This window comes from Borrelia venezuelensis (assembly GCF_023035835.1).
Classification (GTDB): Bacteria; Spirochaetota; Spirochaetia; order Borreliales; family Borreliaceae; genus Borrelia; species Borrelia turicatae.
Genome location: NZ_CP073229.1, coordinates 19,410 through 34,890 on the forward strand (window position 1 = coordinate 19,410; position 15,481 = coordinate 34,890).

The 15,481-nt window shown below is 28.7% G+C and carries 17 protein-coding genes; 13 read left to right on the forward strand and 4 right to left on the reverse strand.

What is annotated here, in order from left to right:
* Positions 1-99 precede the first annotated feature (99 nt).
* Positions 100-1,728, forward strand: coding sequence for a PTS transporter subunit EIIC (locus bvRMA01_RS05955; protein ID WP_247032805.1), 1,629 nt, complete (start codon positions 100-102; stop codon positions 1,726-1,728).
* A gap of 85 nt (positions 1,729-1,813) precedes the next feature.
* Positions 1,814-2,095, forward strand: coding sequence for an acylphosphatase (locus tag bvRMA01_RS05960; RefSeq protein ID WP_088895114.1), 282 nt, complete (start codon positions 1,814-1,816; stop codon positions 2,093-2,095).
* Here the strand turns inward: bvRMA01_RS05960 and bvRMA01_RS05965 are convergent.
* From bvRMA01_RS05965 to bvRMA01_RS05975, 3 genes are all read right to left on the reverse strand, one after another.
* Complete coding sequence (locus tag bvRMA01_RS05965; RefSeq protein WP_247032807.1) at positions 2,070-2,522, reverse strand: hypothetical protein; 453 nt, start codon at positions 2,520-2,522, stop codon at positions 2,070-2,072. The genes bvRMA01_RS05960 and bvRMA01_RS05965 overlap by 26 nt on opposite strands.
* A 102-nt stretch (positions 2,523-2,624) precedes the next feature.
* Positions 2,625-3,974, reverse strand: coding sequence for a protelomerase family protein (locus tag bvRMA01_RS05970; protein ID WP_247032809.1), 1,350 nt, complete (start codon positions 3,972-3,974; stop codon positions 2,625-2,627).
* A gap of 139 nt (positions 3,975-4,113) precedes the next feature.
* Positions 4,114-4,776, reverse strand: coding sequence for a hypothetical protein (locus bvRMA01_RS05975; protein ID WP_247032810.1), 663 nt, complete (start codon positions 4,774-4,776; stop codon positions 4,114-4,116).
* A 205-nt stretch (positions 4,777-4,981) separates the two neighbouring features.
* Here bvRMA01_RS05975 and bvRMA01_RS05980 point away from each other — a divergent pair, with 205 nt between their 5' ends.
* The 4 genes from bvRMA01_RS05980 to bvRMA01_RS05995 are packed head-to-tail and all read left to right on the forward strand — an operon-like array spanning position 4,982 to position 7,848.
* A complete protein-coding gene (locus tag bvRMA01_RS05980) occupies positions 4,982-5,923 on the forward strand; it encodes a plasmid maintenance protein (protein ID WP_247032811.1) in 942 nt (313 codons plus the stop codon).
* A gap of 6 nt (positions 5,924-5,929) precedes the next feature.
* Positions 5,930-6,505 carry a DUF226 domain-containing protein gene (locus tag bvRMA01_RS05985; RefSeq protein WP_247032812.1) on the forward strand — a complete coding sequence of 192 codons (576 nt, stop codon included), beginning with the start codon at positions 5,930-5,932 and terminating at the stop codon, positions 6,503-6,505.
* Complete coding sequence (locus tag bvRMA01_RS05990) at positions 6,481-7,242, forward strand: ParA family protein (protein WP_247032813.1); 762 nt, start codon at positions 6,481-6,483, stop codon at positions 7,240-7,242. The genes bvRMA01_RS05985 and bvRMA01_RS05990 overlap by 25 nt, the downstream gene beginning before the upstream one ends.
* A gap of 51 nt (positions 7,243-7,293) precedes the next feature.
* Entirely contained in the window at positions 7,294-7,848 is a 555-nt protein-coding gene (locus bvRMA01_RS05995) for a chromosome replication/partitioning protein (RefSeq protein WP_247032814.1), read from the forward strand.
* A 490-nt stretch (positions 7,849-8,338) separates the two neighbouring features.
* On the opposite strand, the gene bvRMA01_RS06000 is transcribed toward bvRMA01_RS05995, so the two are convergent.
* A complete protein-coding gene (locus bvRMA01_RS06000) occupies positions 8,339-8,866 on the reverse strand; it encodes an oligopeptide permease-like protein (protein ID WP_247032815.1) in 528 nt (175 codons plus the stop codon).
* A gap of 377 nt (positions 8,867-9,243) precedes the next feature.
* On the opposite strand from bvRMA01_RS06000, the gene bvRMA01_RS06005 reads away from it, so the two are divergent.
* The 7 genes from bvRMA01_RS06005 (at position 9,244) to bvRMA01_RS06035 (ending at position 15,412) form a co-directional block, all read left to right on the forward strand.
* Positions 9,244-9,873, forward strand: coding sequence for a Vsp/OspC family lipoprotein (locus tag bvRMA01_RS06005; protein ID WP_433996726.1), 630 nt, complete (start codon positions 9,244-9,246; stop codon positions 9,871-9,873).
* Positions 9,874-9,980: 107 nt separating this feature from the next.
* Positions 9,981-10,988, forward strand: coding sequence for a variable large family protein (locus tag bvRMA01_RS06010; protein ID WP_433996725.1), 1,008 nt, complete (start codon positions 9,981-9,983; stop codon positions 10,986-10,988).
* A 140-nt stretch (positions 10,989-11,128) separates the two neighbouring features.
* Positions 11,129-12,190: a variable large family protein gene (locus bvRMA01_RS06015; RefSeq protein ID WP_247032727.1), complete on the forward strand. Its 1,062-nt coding sequence runs from the start codon at positions 11,129-11,131 to the stop codon at positions 12,188-12,190.
* A gap of 542 nt (positions 12,191-12,732) precedes the next feature.
* The gene (locus tag bvRMA01_RS06020; protein ID WP_247032726.1) at positions 12,733-13,623 is read left to right on the forward strand and encodes a P12 family lipoprotein; all 891 of its coding nucleotides are present in this window, start codon (positions 12,733-12,735) and stop codon (positions 13,621-13,623) included.
* A gap of 265 nt (positions 13,624-13,888) precedes the next feature.
* Positions 13,889-14,728, forward strand: a complete 840-nt coding sequence (thyX, locus tag bvRMA01_RS06025; protein ID WP_247032725.1) for an FAD-dependent thymidylate synthase — start codon at positions 13,889-13,891, stop codon at positions 14,726-14,728.
* A gap of 158 nt (positions 14,729-14,886) precedes the next feature.
* A complete protein-coding gene (locus bvRMA01_RS06030) occupies positions 14,887-15,078 on the forward strand; it encodes a hypothetical protein (protein ID WP_247032724.1) in 192 nt (63 codons plus the stop codon).
* The gene (locus bvRMA01_RS06035; protein ID WP_247032723.1) at positions 15,047-15,412 is read left to right on the forward strand and encodes a hypothetical protein; all 366 of its coding nucleotides are present in this window, start codon (positions 15,047-15,049) and stop codon (positions 15,410-15,412) included. The genes bvRMA01_RS06030 and bvRMA01_RS06035 overlap by 32 nt, the downstream gene beginning before the upstream one ends.
* Positions 15,413-15,481 lie beyond the last annotated feature (69 nt).

Genomic DNA, 15,481 nt, shown 5'->3' on the forward strand with positions numbered 1-15,481 from the left:
ATTTACAAGATCGACAAATATTGCTAATATTAATCATATAATATAATTAAAAATGTTAATTATATTAAATTTTAACAACAATTTAAGGGAGGGGATGTTATGTCAATATCACCAGGATCTATATTTACAACATTACAGAAGGTAGGAAAAGCTTTTATGTTACCAATAGCTCTTTTACCAATAGCTGGTCTTTTACTAGGAATTGGTGGAGCACTTACCAACAAAACAATGATTCAAACTTATGGAATTGAGGACATACTTGGAGAGGGAACTTTAACAAGTTCAATACTATCTTTAATGAAATATACAGGTGAAATAATTTTCGCAAACTTACCTTTAATGTTTGCAGTGGCAATTCCAATTGGATTGGCAAAAGCTGAAAAAGGAACAGCGGCTCTTGCTGGAGTTGTAGGATTTTTAGTTATGCATCAAACTATAAATGGAATTTTATCTCTTCAAGGCATTAATGCTTCAACTGTAAATGTAGAAGCATTAATAGCAATTGGAACACCTGAAGCAGAGGCAATCGCAAAAAGCCAAGAATACACAAATGTACTTGGAATCTTTTCTCTTCAAATGAGCGTAATGGGAGGCATGGTAGCGGGATTTATTGCAGTAATGCTTCATAACAGACTGCATAATATCCAGCTACCAACATTTCTAGCATTTTTTGGAGGATCAAGATTCATTCCCATCATCACCACTCTTGCAATGTTCATAGTAGGAATAATTTTAACATGCATTTGGCCAGTCATTCAAGGAATGATGATCTCATTTGGAAATATTATAGAACAATCTGGTTATTTTGGTTCATTCGCATATGGAGCAATAAAAAGGTCTTTAATACCTTTTGGTCTTCATCACATATTTTATATGCCATTCTGGCAAACATCTTTGGGTGGAACAATGGAAATTAATGGAGAACTAGTCTCAGGTGCACAAAATATCTTCTTCAAACAACTCTCAGATCCTAATACTGTACATTTTGAAGTTACAAGAGGAACACGATTTTTTAGTGGTGAATTTATAGTAATGATTTTTGGATTACCTGGCGCTGCTCTTGCAATGTATCATACCGCAAAAAATGAGAATAAAAAAAACACAGCTTCTCTATTATTATCAGCTAGTTTCACATCAATGCTAACAGGAATAACAGAACCTCTTGAATTTGCATTCCTTTTTGCAGCGCCTGCCCTCTACTATCTTGTATATGTTCCTTTATTTGGATTGGCTCATCTATTAGCACATGTTTTCAATATTGGAGTTGGATTAACATTCTCTGGAGGATTTATCGATATGTTCCTATTTGGAATACTGCAAGGCAATAGCAAAACAACTTGGATAATGATTCCTATTATTGGAATATTTTACTTCATTGGATTTTATTACATTTTCAAACTTGCAATCATAAAATTCAATCTAAAAACACCAGGCCGTGAAGAAGTAGAAGAAGTTACAAAAACAAGTCCACAAAAAACAGCAATATCAGAAATTGCCAGAAAAGTACTAGAAGGACTTGGGGGTAGAGACAACATCACATATCTTGACGCATGTGCATCAAGACTAAGAATAAATGTCAATAAAATAGAACTAGTTAAATCTGTCACTTATTTTAAATCCATTGGAGCAAGCGGAATGCTTCAAAAAGGAAATGGTATCCAAATTATATTTGGAGGATTATCTGACAATATAAGAATGGAAATGGATAAAACTTACATCAATTCTTAAGAAAGCTTTAAGAATATAAAATAGCAATAAGAGGGGTTTTATTTTAAAATAGCTCCTCTTATATTTTATAAAAAAGGATAAGAATATGCACAAATACCAATACCTCATTTCTGGAAAAGTACAAGGTGTAGGATTTAGGTTTTTTACAGAACAAATCGCAACTAAAATAGCAATCAAAGGATTTGTTAAGAACCTAGATGATGGAAAAGTTGAAATAGTAGCTTTTTTCGACAATAAAGAACAAATTGAATTATTTGAAAACACCTTAAAAAAAGGCAATGGTTACTCAAAAATTGAAAACATAGAAAAAAAAATCTTAGACGAAAGATATCCCTTCGATTTCAAGAACTTTTGTTCCTACTACTAATATTTCTATTAATCTTACCCTTAATTACTTTCATCTTACCAATTTTTGCTTTAGTTCCACCCTTATTTGCAAAATTAAGGGACTTTGAACTAGATTGAAAGAAACGCTCAACCCTGAACTTCAAAAAGTCTAATGACTTTTTATCCTTACAAAAAATATTTAGATTGCCATCCGAAAATTTAATGTCAAGCCCATAGTTAGTTTCTGTCCTTAAAAAATTACAAGAAATAAATTCTCCATTTAATTTACTTCTTTTAAAAAGGAAAAAATATTTCTTACCTCTCTTAGAGTCTCTAAAATCAATTTTCAACCAATCTTGCATCGGTTGAATTGAAACCAAACTATCATAAAGATAGGAAATATAAATCATTCTATTACCATCGACACTTAATGTCTTCTTAAAAAAATAAAGAAATCCTGTATTCATACAATTAACAAATATATTACAAATCAAAATATTTTAAAAAACTCTAAATTAGTCAAAATAAATATTAAACATCAAAATAAAATTAACTTTTTTACAATATACCTAAACATCATATTCAAAAATCAAGGCTAAATACTCACCAAGTTTTGCATAATTATAATTATAACCATATTTTTGCTTGAAAGACTTACGAATTTTAACATTAAGGCCCCTTAGCATTTCCAATTTCTCTAAACCATCTTCGATCATCAGCTCTTTAATTACATGCAAAGTCTTGACATAATTTTCATCCATAACACCACACTCCTCTATCAAAACATTTACTCTTTGCATAGTAACAACAGAATATGTAGTCTTTCTCCTAACATACGTGTATATCCGTCTTTTAATCAATTTAAGCAAATCAATATCAGCATTATCATCTAAAGTCTCCAAGATATAACGATTGTAATGAAAAGCGGTTATTATATCATCATGCTCATGTCCTAAAACCGTGGTTATCCACAAATTGAGCTCCATATTTTTTGGAGCAAATGCAAGGTAAGAAAACCTACTATAAAGCCTTCGACAAAAATAAACTGACTCTTCAGGTTCAAATATATTTTCAAAGATCTTACGAAATAGCCTATTATAACTATAAGCAAGATTTGAGGATATAATTTCTTTTGAAAGTTTTTCTGTCCTCTCCATATATCTTATCTCTTCTATTGAATCAATAATCAATTTAGAATCAGCAAAAGTGGGAAAAACAATTTCATGAATTAAATTATGCTCTTTCTTCTTTGCAATATGCTTCATGAAAATATGTTCACTATCTTCAACATAAAATTTAGATATTTTCATTATTTCAACAGGACGCCGTCCGGTTGCCATTAATACTCCATAAAACTTTAATCGGATATCCCTTTTTTGAGTCAACAAAATATTTATTATCTCAATATAAGTTTTTAAGTTTATCTTAACCGGTATCTGCTCTTTTCTATAACTATTAATTTTTGAAATCTTATAATGATGGGAATAATTATTTAACCATTCAGGACTTTTAAACAAACTTAGGAAAAACTCAAAATAAACCTTTTTACCTAAAATATTATTAGAAACCATCAACTCCTCAATTTTACATAAATCTTTTATATCGATATTAGATAGTGCCTTTACTTTTTTAGGAATCCAAAAAAACAAAAGCTTATTTTTTTGTCTTATCTCCTCAATCACTGAAAGATTGATATATTCCTTTATTATTTTACGGGTTTTAGAAAGATTCAATATGATTGAAAGGTTAGTAAACTTATCCTTCCTTAAGAGAATACCTCTATGTTTCTCAGCAAGAGTACTCAGACTTTCATTTAATTTAGAATATGAAATCTCATATTTCAAATACTTAACATATATTGCTTCCAAGTTTTTTCTAAAAAACTCAAGCTCTTTTTTTATATTAACTTTCAAAGACATACTAAACAAATTATAGCAAGAAAAAATAATAAGAACATCTACTTAAACTACTATCAACTTATAAAACAAAAACAATTTACTAAACACATACTTAAATAAAAGTTATAATAACAAAGAATTACCAATAAAGTTCCTATTATCACATAAATCTCTCAATAGCCTTAAAAACATAGTAATAGAAAACAATATATGCCTCTCTTAAAGTAGAATACTTGGAACTTCCCACAAAATACATAAGTTCACTTGTACTTGAATTAATATCATCTTCATGGTTTCTAATCTCAAATTCACGGTTAATCTTTTTTATATGCTCTAAACTAAAAGTATAAGTAGAAAATTGACTATTATTAGCTATATCAAGCTCACTTTTTAATACAATTTCTCTTTTAAATATTTTTTTAACTTGAAACTCAAATGAATTGGGAGGGATAGCATTAAAAAAATCAAACTTAAATCCAAAATCAAAAATAAACCCAAATTTATAATCCAATAAACCTGCAACTTTTGAATACAAAATTACCTGCACCTCAATATTTTGCGTATCTTTATCCAAGATAAAGTAATAAGAGTAACCATTAATATCCTTAACAGAATCAAAATAATCTTTAGAATGAACTCGAGTTCTAAATTTATTACCACCTAAATATTCATAACCTGCAATTTCTAATTTTATTGATTCTTCTAAAGGAAGGAAAAATCTTGATGCAGTATCAAAATTGCAAGAACAAAAGATGAAAATGAAAAGTAAAACAATCTTATAAACTACTTTCAACAAACCCTCGTGATAAAATCTACCTATCATTAAAAAAGAATATCTGAATATCTACTTAATAATATATCAAACAATTCACAAATAAGAACAACATAATTTTACTATTATTAAAATAAAACAATATAAAATAAATTTAAGGTATGAATGTATTATCTAAAGACTTTACTTTTCTCCAACATTTAATTAAAATATCACTAACGTTTTAAATATAAAGATCAAACGATAGGAGTTTAAAATGAGACAAGAAAAGATCAGTAAGATGCCATTTAACAAAGTAGTAGATCGAAGATTAAAGGTGTTTTGGGTAATTCAAAAGTTGCAACATAATTATTTCACAAATAAGAGAAGGTATTCTTTAAGAAATGTTGTAATGATGGTAAATTCAATTTTAGAAAAAAAAGGATTTAAAACAGTAACAAAAAGGACTATACAAAGCGATATTAAAAACTTTGAAGAAATTGGTCTGTTAAAAATCGACTTTAACCCACTTGGAAAAAACAATGGTAGTTTTACTTACTATATAATCAACAAAACTCTTGAAAAAATAGCTAATAAAGCAATAAGCAAAGCTTATTTCATTCAAAGGAAAAAAAACATAGATCACGCAAGAGATAATGCTATTAAAAAGGACAAATTGAAAGAACAAAATCAACAATTCAAAATTTCACATCAAATATTTTCACATCTTTTAGGTTATATAAAAAGTAAATACAATAAATATAAGAATTCTGGTTTGCAAGACACCAAAATCAAAGAGAAAAAATTAGAAAAAATCATACTACAGAAGTTTGTGAGAATAAAAAATGAAGACTTAAATGAAATGAAAAATATTGTAAAAACACAGATAAGCTATAAAAATACACTATGGAACTTAAAGGACTTCATGGAAGAATTAATAGAATATAATGAAGATGATGCAGTAAGTTTTTTTAAAACCATACTCAGAAAAAAGAAAGATAAAATATGGTTCATGTCAAAAAGAAATATAAATACGGACTTTAACATGATGATAGGAGAATTTAAAGACAAAAATAAAACCAAAGCACAAAAATTACATCAAGATCGAGAAAAAATAAGAAAACCAAAGATGAACTATATAGAGAATCCAAATGAAATAGTGAAAGCTAGCGAATTGATAATGGAAATTATGAAAACAAAATTACTGGTTTCTAATTAGGGAAATATGAAAAAAGTGGAAAAGGCAATATATGAGTTAAAAGCGAGATTGATGGCAAAAAAGTCAGAACTGGATCAGGAGCGTAAAAAATTTTTTAAAAAGATAGAAGAAAAAAACTATAAAAAAATGTACCATACAAAAATTTTCAGTATGATAAATAATTTCGAAGCAAGACCAAATAAAGGTAAATTTTGGTTATGTTTTAGGAATGTTTTCGATCCCAATAAATATGAAAGTCTTCATTTATTTCATATGAGGCAAGGAGATAAATTTATAGGAATTTACTATGGATTTACAAAGTTACCAAAACCATTTATTATAAATTACAAGGAAAATGAAGTAAAAAAGACATCTAGAATAATAAAAATTTATTACATTGAATTTAGATTTAAAAAGGGAAGTGTTTTTTGTTATCTGAGAAGTTTACATACACTGTTGAAATCAAAAAATAAGGAAAGGATGTTTTACAATTCTTTGTTAGACAGAACCTTAAGATTGGAAAGAGAAGTCCACCAATTTTATGGAAAAGAATATCTTGAAGACAGAGGAATATTAAGATGGATAAAAGAAAACCAAAGATAATTACCATAGCCTCAATCAAGGGAGGTGTCGGTAAAAGTACAACAGCTTTGTTTTTTAGTAATATTCTTTCAAGTAAAAAATACAAAACACTATTAATTGATCTAGATCCACAAGCCAGTGGTACGAGTTTTTACATTAATCTTATAAAGAGTCAAAATATAGATATAAAGAAAGTTAATATATACAGAGTGTTAAAAAGAGAATTGGATATCGAAAATTCAGTTGTAAAGATCAATGAAAATCTTGATTTTATAGCAAGTCACTTGACTTTAAGTCAGTTTAATGAAGAAAGTATCTCCTTAAAGGAATGTTTACTTAAAATATTCTTAAGTTATATACAACACAGGTATAATTTTATCATTATGGATACAGCTCCGACGTTAGGAAGTTTACTAAATAATAGTTTAATAGTCACTGATTATCTTATCATCCCTTTACCAACCGATCAGTGGGCGATTGAGAGTGTAGATTTAATAACTAACAGATTGAAGGATATATTTAGAAGTGAATTACCAACATTTTACTTAGTAACGAACCTGATTGAAAGGCAGACCATAGATAAAGAATTAAAAGAATTTATTGAGAATGAGTATAAGGAAAATTTTTTAGGGAGTGTTCCAAAGCGAGATAATTTGAGAAAAACTATTTTTCACAGAGTTGATTTTAATTCAAATGAAGACTACTACAAAGCTTATAAAGAAATATTAGAAAACTTTTTAAGTAGGATTGATAATTAGTTCCAAATGGAACTAATAGTTCCATTTGGAACAGGTTTGATGAGGTATGCGATGAATAAGAATAGAAAAATAGAGATAGTTAAAAGAATTGATTTAGAAACATGTAATTTCAAGTCTTTAAACAAGACAAGAGAAGAGAGATATTTAGAATTAAAAGAAAAGCTTAAGATTTTAATAAAAGAGGAATCCTATAATAAAATAGAAACAGCTAGGGTCTTGAAAGAAATTAATGAAAGTAAGTACTATGCTCTTGATGGATATAAAAGTTTTACAGCTTTTATCAAGAGCTATAAAATAGCAAAAACTTCCATATATAGATATATTAAGCTAGTTATAGGCATTGATAGTGGTAAAATTGATTATAATTTAATTTTAAGTAAAGGTGTAGATTATGCAATTAAAGTCTTAGAAAATAATAATGTCATTAGTGAAAATAATGTCAACTCTTTAAAACTTTTAAGGTTGCAACTAGATGATGAAGAGAGTTTCTATTTTTATAAGTCCAACACAAAATTTGCTAGTTTTTTGCTTAAGGAAATATATAAAAATGAGAAAGATTTTTTTTATAAGATGCATGATAAATATAATAGTCTGAAAGCACAGTAAATCCATTGTGTGTTAATTAGATATTTATATTGTCTTAGTAAAATATAAAGTTTGTGATAATATTTTTTTAAAATAGCATAAAAACTTTTGAAAAAGACTTTACAAAAAGATAAAATAGTTTATAATTATTCTATAGACTGAGATTTAAAGTCTCACTCTTATTGTTTGATTAGAATAATAGGTTGGCTACAGTAGGTAGCCTTTGTCATTTTATCTTAATTTATCTTAAATATATAGATTTTGGGTTTTTATATTTTGTTTCGGTTTTCATATATGGTGTTTATTTTAAAAAGAGCTATATATCTTGTATGTTGATTATTTGATTTACAGGATATCTTTTATTTCTTTGTAAGAATTTGTTCTTAATTTTACATTAATCTTGCTTTGAAGGTTACTTTTTTGTAAGTAAATTTTATTGATTGATAAAGATAATAAAAGAGCTTTAAAACTAACGTTAAGAAATATATCGTTAATTTTAAAGCTTTGATTATTATTTTTGAGTATTTTCTTTGTCAGGATGTCGTTTTTGGGTATATTGCTTTTCAGTTGCGTTTAATTTTAAAAGAAAATCTCTAATTTTGGCTTTATTGACTTGCAATGTTTCTAAACCGACTTGGATTTTAATATCTTCTTTGTTATATACATACTCATCTTCATTGAGAACTTTCTCTAGTATAGTTTTGTTTAAGCTGAAAGAGGAGGTGTTGACCCATTTTCCAAATGAAGATTTATTATCGTATTCATAGCTTGTTTTACCTTCTATTTTAGTGCCATCTGGTAGTGTTAATGGAGTTTGTTTGATTATGCTATGGTTTCTTAATTTAGTATATAAAAATATTTGTGTTGTGTTGTTTTGATAGTCAACTACACCTTTTAATTCTAAGTTTTTGCTTAAATATTGATATATTCTTATTGTTTTGTTGATTTTATCATGTTCGACTTGCAAGGAAGAACACGCTGTAAGTAAAAAAATTAGTAAAATTTTTGTTAATTTTAGGTCTTTGAAAGAATATAACACATTTCCCCCTTTTAATACTATTATGGTATGTTGTTTGCTATTTACGGGTTTTGTAAATATAAATAGCAATTATTTTATATTTTAGTGTTTAAATATTATACTTTAATAAATTTGAAAAACAAGGTGATTAATTTTAAATTAAAATTTAATGAAACTTTGATAAAGTTGTGACTGTGTTTGACTTGTTCACAGAGAATTTATTTTTTTTCTTTGCAATATTATTAAATTTGTCTGTTCATTTGTTAAGGGTTATATCGATGTTTTGTTTTAGATCATAATGTTAAGGTTTTGTAGAGATTTTTCAATTTTTTTTTTAAAAAAATTGAAAAATCAAATTTTTGAAATAAAATTTTAGGTTAAAAAGGAGGCACGTGATAATGAAAAGAATTACTTTATGTGCATTATTAATGACTTTATTTTTACTTAGCTCTTGTAATACTTCAGGAAAAAATCTTAAAGATGATGAAGTGGCTAAATCTGATGGTACTGTTATTGATCTAGCTAAAATAACTAAGAACATTACAGACACTGTTGCTTTTGCTAAGAGTGTTAAAGAAGTTCATTCTTTAGTTAAGTCCATTGATACACTAGCTAATGCTATTGGAAAGAAAATTAAAAATGATGATGATGGCTTTGATACCGAATCAAATAAAAATGGATCATTACTCGCAGGAACATTGCAATTAATATTTGCCGTAGGAACTAAATTGGAAGCTTTAGCGAAAATAGCCGGAATTTCTGATGAGTTGAAGGGAAAGGTTACTGCTGCTAAGACTGAAAATACATCATTAATAGCCAAATTGAAGGGAGGGGATGCTAATCTTGGTAAACATGATGCTACTGATGAACATGCAAAAGAAGCTATAGATAAAACTAATAAGCCTAATGGAGATAAAGGAGTTGCAGAACTTAAAAAACTCAACACAGCAATTGATGCGTTATTAAAAGCTGCTGAAGCGGCAGTAACAGCTGCTATTAATGAGCTTACAACTACTACTAAATCTTAACTAAGAGATAAATTGTTATTATAAGATTAGTTTTTAATTGATGGTAATTATTTGATAAAATAAAGTCTATAAATAATAAGCTAGGAGTATTCTTCTCTTAGCTTATTTTGTTTCTTTTTTTCTATCTTTACTGTTTTATTACTTTATTTTTACTTATTAGCTGTGGCAGTGGCAGTACTAAGGCTGAGAATCCTCAGAGTAGATTCTTAAAATCTGTCATTAGTTTAGGTAATGATTTCTTAAATGTTTTCACTTCCTTTGCTGATATGGTTGGAGGGGTTTTAGGGTTTAATACTACTACTAAAAAGTCTGATGTTGGGAACTATTTTAAGACTATAGAAAAAAGCTTAACAACAACTAAGACATCCCTTGAGAAAATTGTTTCTGACATGAAATCTGAGAATAATCCTAATGCTGCTACAGCTGAGACTGCTGTAAAAAACTTAATTGATAATACTCTTAGTAAGATAATTGATGGGGCTAAAACTGCTAGTGAGGCTATTGGTACTACAGGTGATGACCTGCTTGGTAATATTGGTGCTAATAATGCTGCTGGTGTTGCTGGTACTGGTGTTGATAAATTGGTACAAGGGATTAAAGGTATAGTAGAAGTAGTGCTTAAAGAAGGAAATGCTGAGGCGGGAAATGATAAAAAGGCTGAAGATGGTAGTACTGCAAGAACCGCTAATGATGGTGCAGGTAAGTTATTTGCTAGTGATAATGCTGGAGATGCAAATGCTGCAAAAAAATCAGCGGCTGATGCTGCTAAAGCTGTTGGTGCTGTAACTGGGGCTGACATATTAAAGGCTATTGTTAAAAATGGCTCTAGTTCAGCTGTAGATGCTGCCAAGGCTAATGCTAAAGATGCTACTATTGGAGGGGCTATTGCATTAACAGCTATGGCAAAGGGTGGTAAATTTGCTGGTCCTAGTGCTGCTGCTGCTGAATATGCTCCTGCAGTTAAAGGTGCAGCTATAAGTGCTGTAAACAAGGCACTAAATACTTTAACTATTGCTATAAGAGAAACAATTGACAGAGGACTTAAGGAAGTTAAAGATTCTATGAAAATTAATCCTACTGATAATCTCGTAACTACTGATAATACAACCTCTTAAGTTAATAAGAACTGTTAGAATTTAATAACAAATACATAACTAAATAAAGTCATTTTAGGAAAACTATGTCTCTCTTCATGAGAATTGTTTTCCTTTTAGTTATGTCTAGTTTCCCCTTTAGATTAATAAGGAGGCACGTGATGATGAAAAGAATTACTTTAAGTGTGTTATTAATGACTTTATTTTTACTTCTTGGCTGTGGCAGTGGGAGTACTAAGATGGAAGATCCTAAAACCACATTCTTAAATTCATTAGTTAAGATAGGGCATGGATTTCAAGAGATTTTTGGCATCTTTGGTAATGCTATTGGTGATGCTTTGGGACTTACAGCAGTTAAATCTGGTGACAAGAGAAGTAAAGTTGGTGAACACTTTGAAAAAATAAAAAAAGGTTTAGGTGATACTAAGGGGAAGTTAAAAGAGCTATCAGGTGATATATTTGAAGCAAAAAATGCTAATAGCAGCACAATTGAAGCTGTTAAGAGTACAATTAGCAGTGCTAGTGATGTCTTTGAGCAACTAATTTCTGCTCTAATTACACTTGCTGGTGTAACTAATGATGGTGCTGACATTGTTGATACTGCTAATGCTGCTGCAGTTGCTGCCGATAAAGATAGTGTTGAAACTGTTATTAAAGAAGTTAAAGCTATAATTGAGACTGCTAAAGAATCAGGCGTAAAGATTGATACCGGTAAAGCTGGTAGTCCAGTGGCTGCTGGTGATGATAAGGCAGGATCAGCTCTTGCAAAGTCTGGTGCTGCTGCAGCTGCTAACTCTGGTCCTAATCTAGCTGAAGAGGTATCTAAAGCTGATCCATGGGCTATGATTGGTAAGATTAAAGATGCTAAGATTGATGCTGAACTTGCTGCAGGCAATAATAATGAAGCAGGAGCTCTAGCTACTAAAATTGCTGCTGCTGGTGCTAAGAGTAATGCAGACTTAGCTGCAGCTGTTGCTCTTAAAGCTATGACTAAAACCGGTAAACTTAGTGCTGCTGCTAATGAAGATGGTGCAGTTAAAGCGGCTGCTATAACTGTTGTAAATAAGGTATTAGGAATACTCGATATAATAATTAAGAGAACAGTATCAAGTGAACTAGATAAGATAAAAAAAGCTGTTAAGGGAATACAGTACTCTGAGACTACTACTGAATCAACTGAAGCTAGTGCCGCTCAACCTACTACTCCTGCTGTTACTAAATAAATTAGCTAATTAAATAATCTAAAAATAATCTAAATAAAGTCATTTGAGGAAAACTTTTCTTTTCATAAGAATGTTTTCCTTTTTTTGAATTTTATTATATTAAATATTTGTACTAAAGATCAGTAAACAAGTTCTTGATAAACCTTGTTTAACAGAGGTAAATGATTATTATGAGATTAGTTTTGATTAGTAAGTGAGTAAAATTATTCGGAAAGTAAAGGTAGGAACGAGGTTTCTTAGTTTTTGTTTTTATTGAATGATGTGTTTACTTTAGTTAATTGATTTTTTATTTATTTTTTTAAAGTTTAAATTGGATGTAATTAATTACAAGTTTTATATTAAGATAATATCTTTGTTCTTTATTGTATAAATTTACTTAATAAAATAGTTTTGTTGTGTTTTAAGTAGGTCAAAGTGAGATAATTATATTATTTTAATAATTTATTTGAAATTTAAAATAAAAGGTGTATATTTACCAGTAATTGTTATATTTCAATATCGAGATTCAATAATTAAATAATTTGATATCCCAGGAGGGAGATATGAAGAGAAGTATTTTATCAGTATGTATGTTAACATTATTATGTTTGTTATCATGTGATATAAATGCCCTTAATGAATTGCTAGATAAAGCAAGGGAAAAATTTTTAGATGAAAGCAAAGATAATAAAGATTTAAATCATAAACAAGAAAATCAGGAACAAAAAGAAGTTGTTATAGATGATTTTGAAGAAGAAGTAGAAATACAGCAAGATATGGAAGTAAAACCTGTTAATGCGGGATTTGTGGTGCCTCAACAAGTATATCCATATTATCTTCAGCAAGAAATAGTAATAGACGAAAAAGATTTAGTTCCAAGTACTGATGAAGAGAAGAAAGCCCAAGAAGAAATTGAAAAAGTAAAAAGTGCTCTTGGAGATTCTGGATTCCAGCAATTAATTGAGGATGCACTTAAACTCAAAAGTGAATATAAGCAATTAGAGTTTAGTTTTTATGATACACTCTCAGAACTTAAAAATAAAAGAGAGAATTATTCTTTAAAAAGTAGGAGAGAGAATAGAGCAAAAAAAAGTTCCCTAACTCAATTGCAAAATAAGTTAAATGATCAAAGGTCTCAGATTGATATGCTTAGGATTAAAGTTGATAATGGTCTTGACGAACGAAGATCTGCAGAATTTTTCTTTAATAAGTCCCAAGAAACTTTAAGAGAAGCTATTACTGAAAGATTAAGAGAGAATAAACGTAGAAGTTACCGGTGGTCAAGAAGAGGGAATAGTGATTTTCTAGCTAGAGATTCGCGACGCTATGCAGAAAATGTTTCAAGTTTATTGGAATCCTCTTCTTCTGATATAGGAGAAGTAATAGGAAGAAAGAAAGAGATAGAGGGACTCATTAAAGATGCAAAGTCTGTTCTAGAGAATCTTGCAAGATAGAGATGGTAAAGATTTAAATATTTTATAACATTAGTATTTGCAAGAAGGGTTCCTTATAGAGGAACCCTTCTTGATTTTATTTAAAGTAGTTTCTACAAACTAATTACTTTTAAGATTTGACTGTGTGTTTATTTGATATTTCCATCTTAAGGGTTTAAATAAGGATAAGGATTGTTGTTTTGAATTATTTTTAAAAAGTTTTTGTTATAATGATTTAAATTGAATAACCAATAAATTATTTTAAAGCTTTGAGGGGTAATTGCTTTTGAATACTGATATCGAAAAAGATGATTTGTTAAATAAGGAATATAAGGTTTTAGATAAAGGCTTTATCAAGCTTGTTGATTATATGGGTAGTGACGAGAGAATAGTTCAAGCATCAAGAATTTCATATCGAGGTGAAAGCATTAGGAGGGAAGATGATGAGCTTATCGATTATTTGATAAGAAATGAGCATACAAGTCCATTTGAACAAGTGGTTTTTACATTTTATGTTAAGGCCCCTATATTTGTTGCAAGACAATGGATGAGACATAGAACAGCAAGGATTAATGAAGTGTCTGGTTCATATAGTTTGCTGAGAGAAGAGTTTTATCTTCCTTCAGAAGAAGACATAAAGATTCAAAGTGTTAAGAGTAGTCAGAGTGGAAATGAAAAGACTGAATATGACTTGACAAAGGATATAATAGATAATTTAAAGAAAAGCCAAAGTTCTTGTTACAAACTATATCAAAATATGATAAATTGTAATGTTTTAAAGGAAGTTTCTAGAATAGCTTTACCTTTAAGCTTATATACCGAATGGTATTGGCAGATTGATTTAAATAATCTTTTTCATTTTATCAAAATAAGGTTGGCATTAAATGAATCGAAAGAGGTTAGGGAAAATTCATCAAAAGAGATGCGTGAATATGCCAGGATATTGCTTGATGTTATTGAAAAGATTGTGCCTATTGCTACTAAAAGTTTTAAGAATCATATCTTAAAAGGGTGTAGATTGTCTTATGAAGAGATAATAGCGATTTCTGGTGCATTAAATATTAGTAAACTCAAATTGGATGATAATGCATTAAATAGGTTAAAAGATAAACTTAATATTACATAATAAACAAAGTTTCCTCTTATTGTATCTTGAATAACAGTAATAATGAGATATATTATATTTATAATGAGTAAGTTGATTTTGGATTTTGTGTGTGAGCAAGAAGATAAATTTTATGTATAGAGTTGTATTTATATTTTGTATGATTTGTTTTGTAAGTTGTGATTTATTTAAAGATTATAATAATAAAAATAATAAATAATAAAGATAATTTATTGCAAAATCCAGTTAATGTTAATTTAAAATCAGATTGGAGAGATAATCTTAAACTTAATAAAGAAGAGTTTGATACATTAACTTTTTTTGTTAATGCATTAAAAAATGAATTATCCAAAGGTAGTTCAGCCAGCTAATTTTGATATCCATTTAAAAGGAGATGTATCTAAAATAGAAGAATATATTAAAAGGTTTTTATTAAAACTGAACGATAAGGGCAAAGTTAAAGAATTACTTGAACATATTAAATATGGTAAAGATAATTTACCTAATGTAGAGGGTAGAGATGAAAATCTTAATATAGATGTAAAAGACCATTATAGAATAGAGAAAAGACTTGCTAGTGTTTTTGATAATTATTTTATGTTTTTAAATCCTCCTACCCCTGCTCCTCCTGTTGAAGAAAATCCTGAAGAGAAAGTATTTGAATCAATTAAAAAAGTGTGTTATGAGTATAGAAATAAAAGCTAAAATTGAATTAATTGTGCATAATATCACATATCTTTTTAAGATAAGCTTATACTATTAAAAACTAAACTA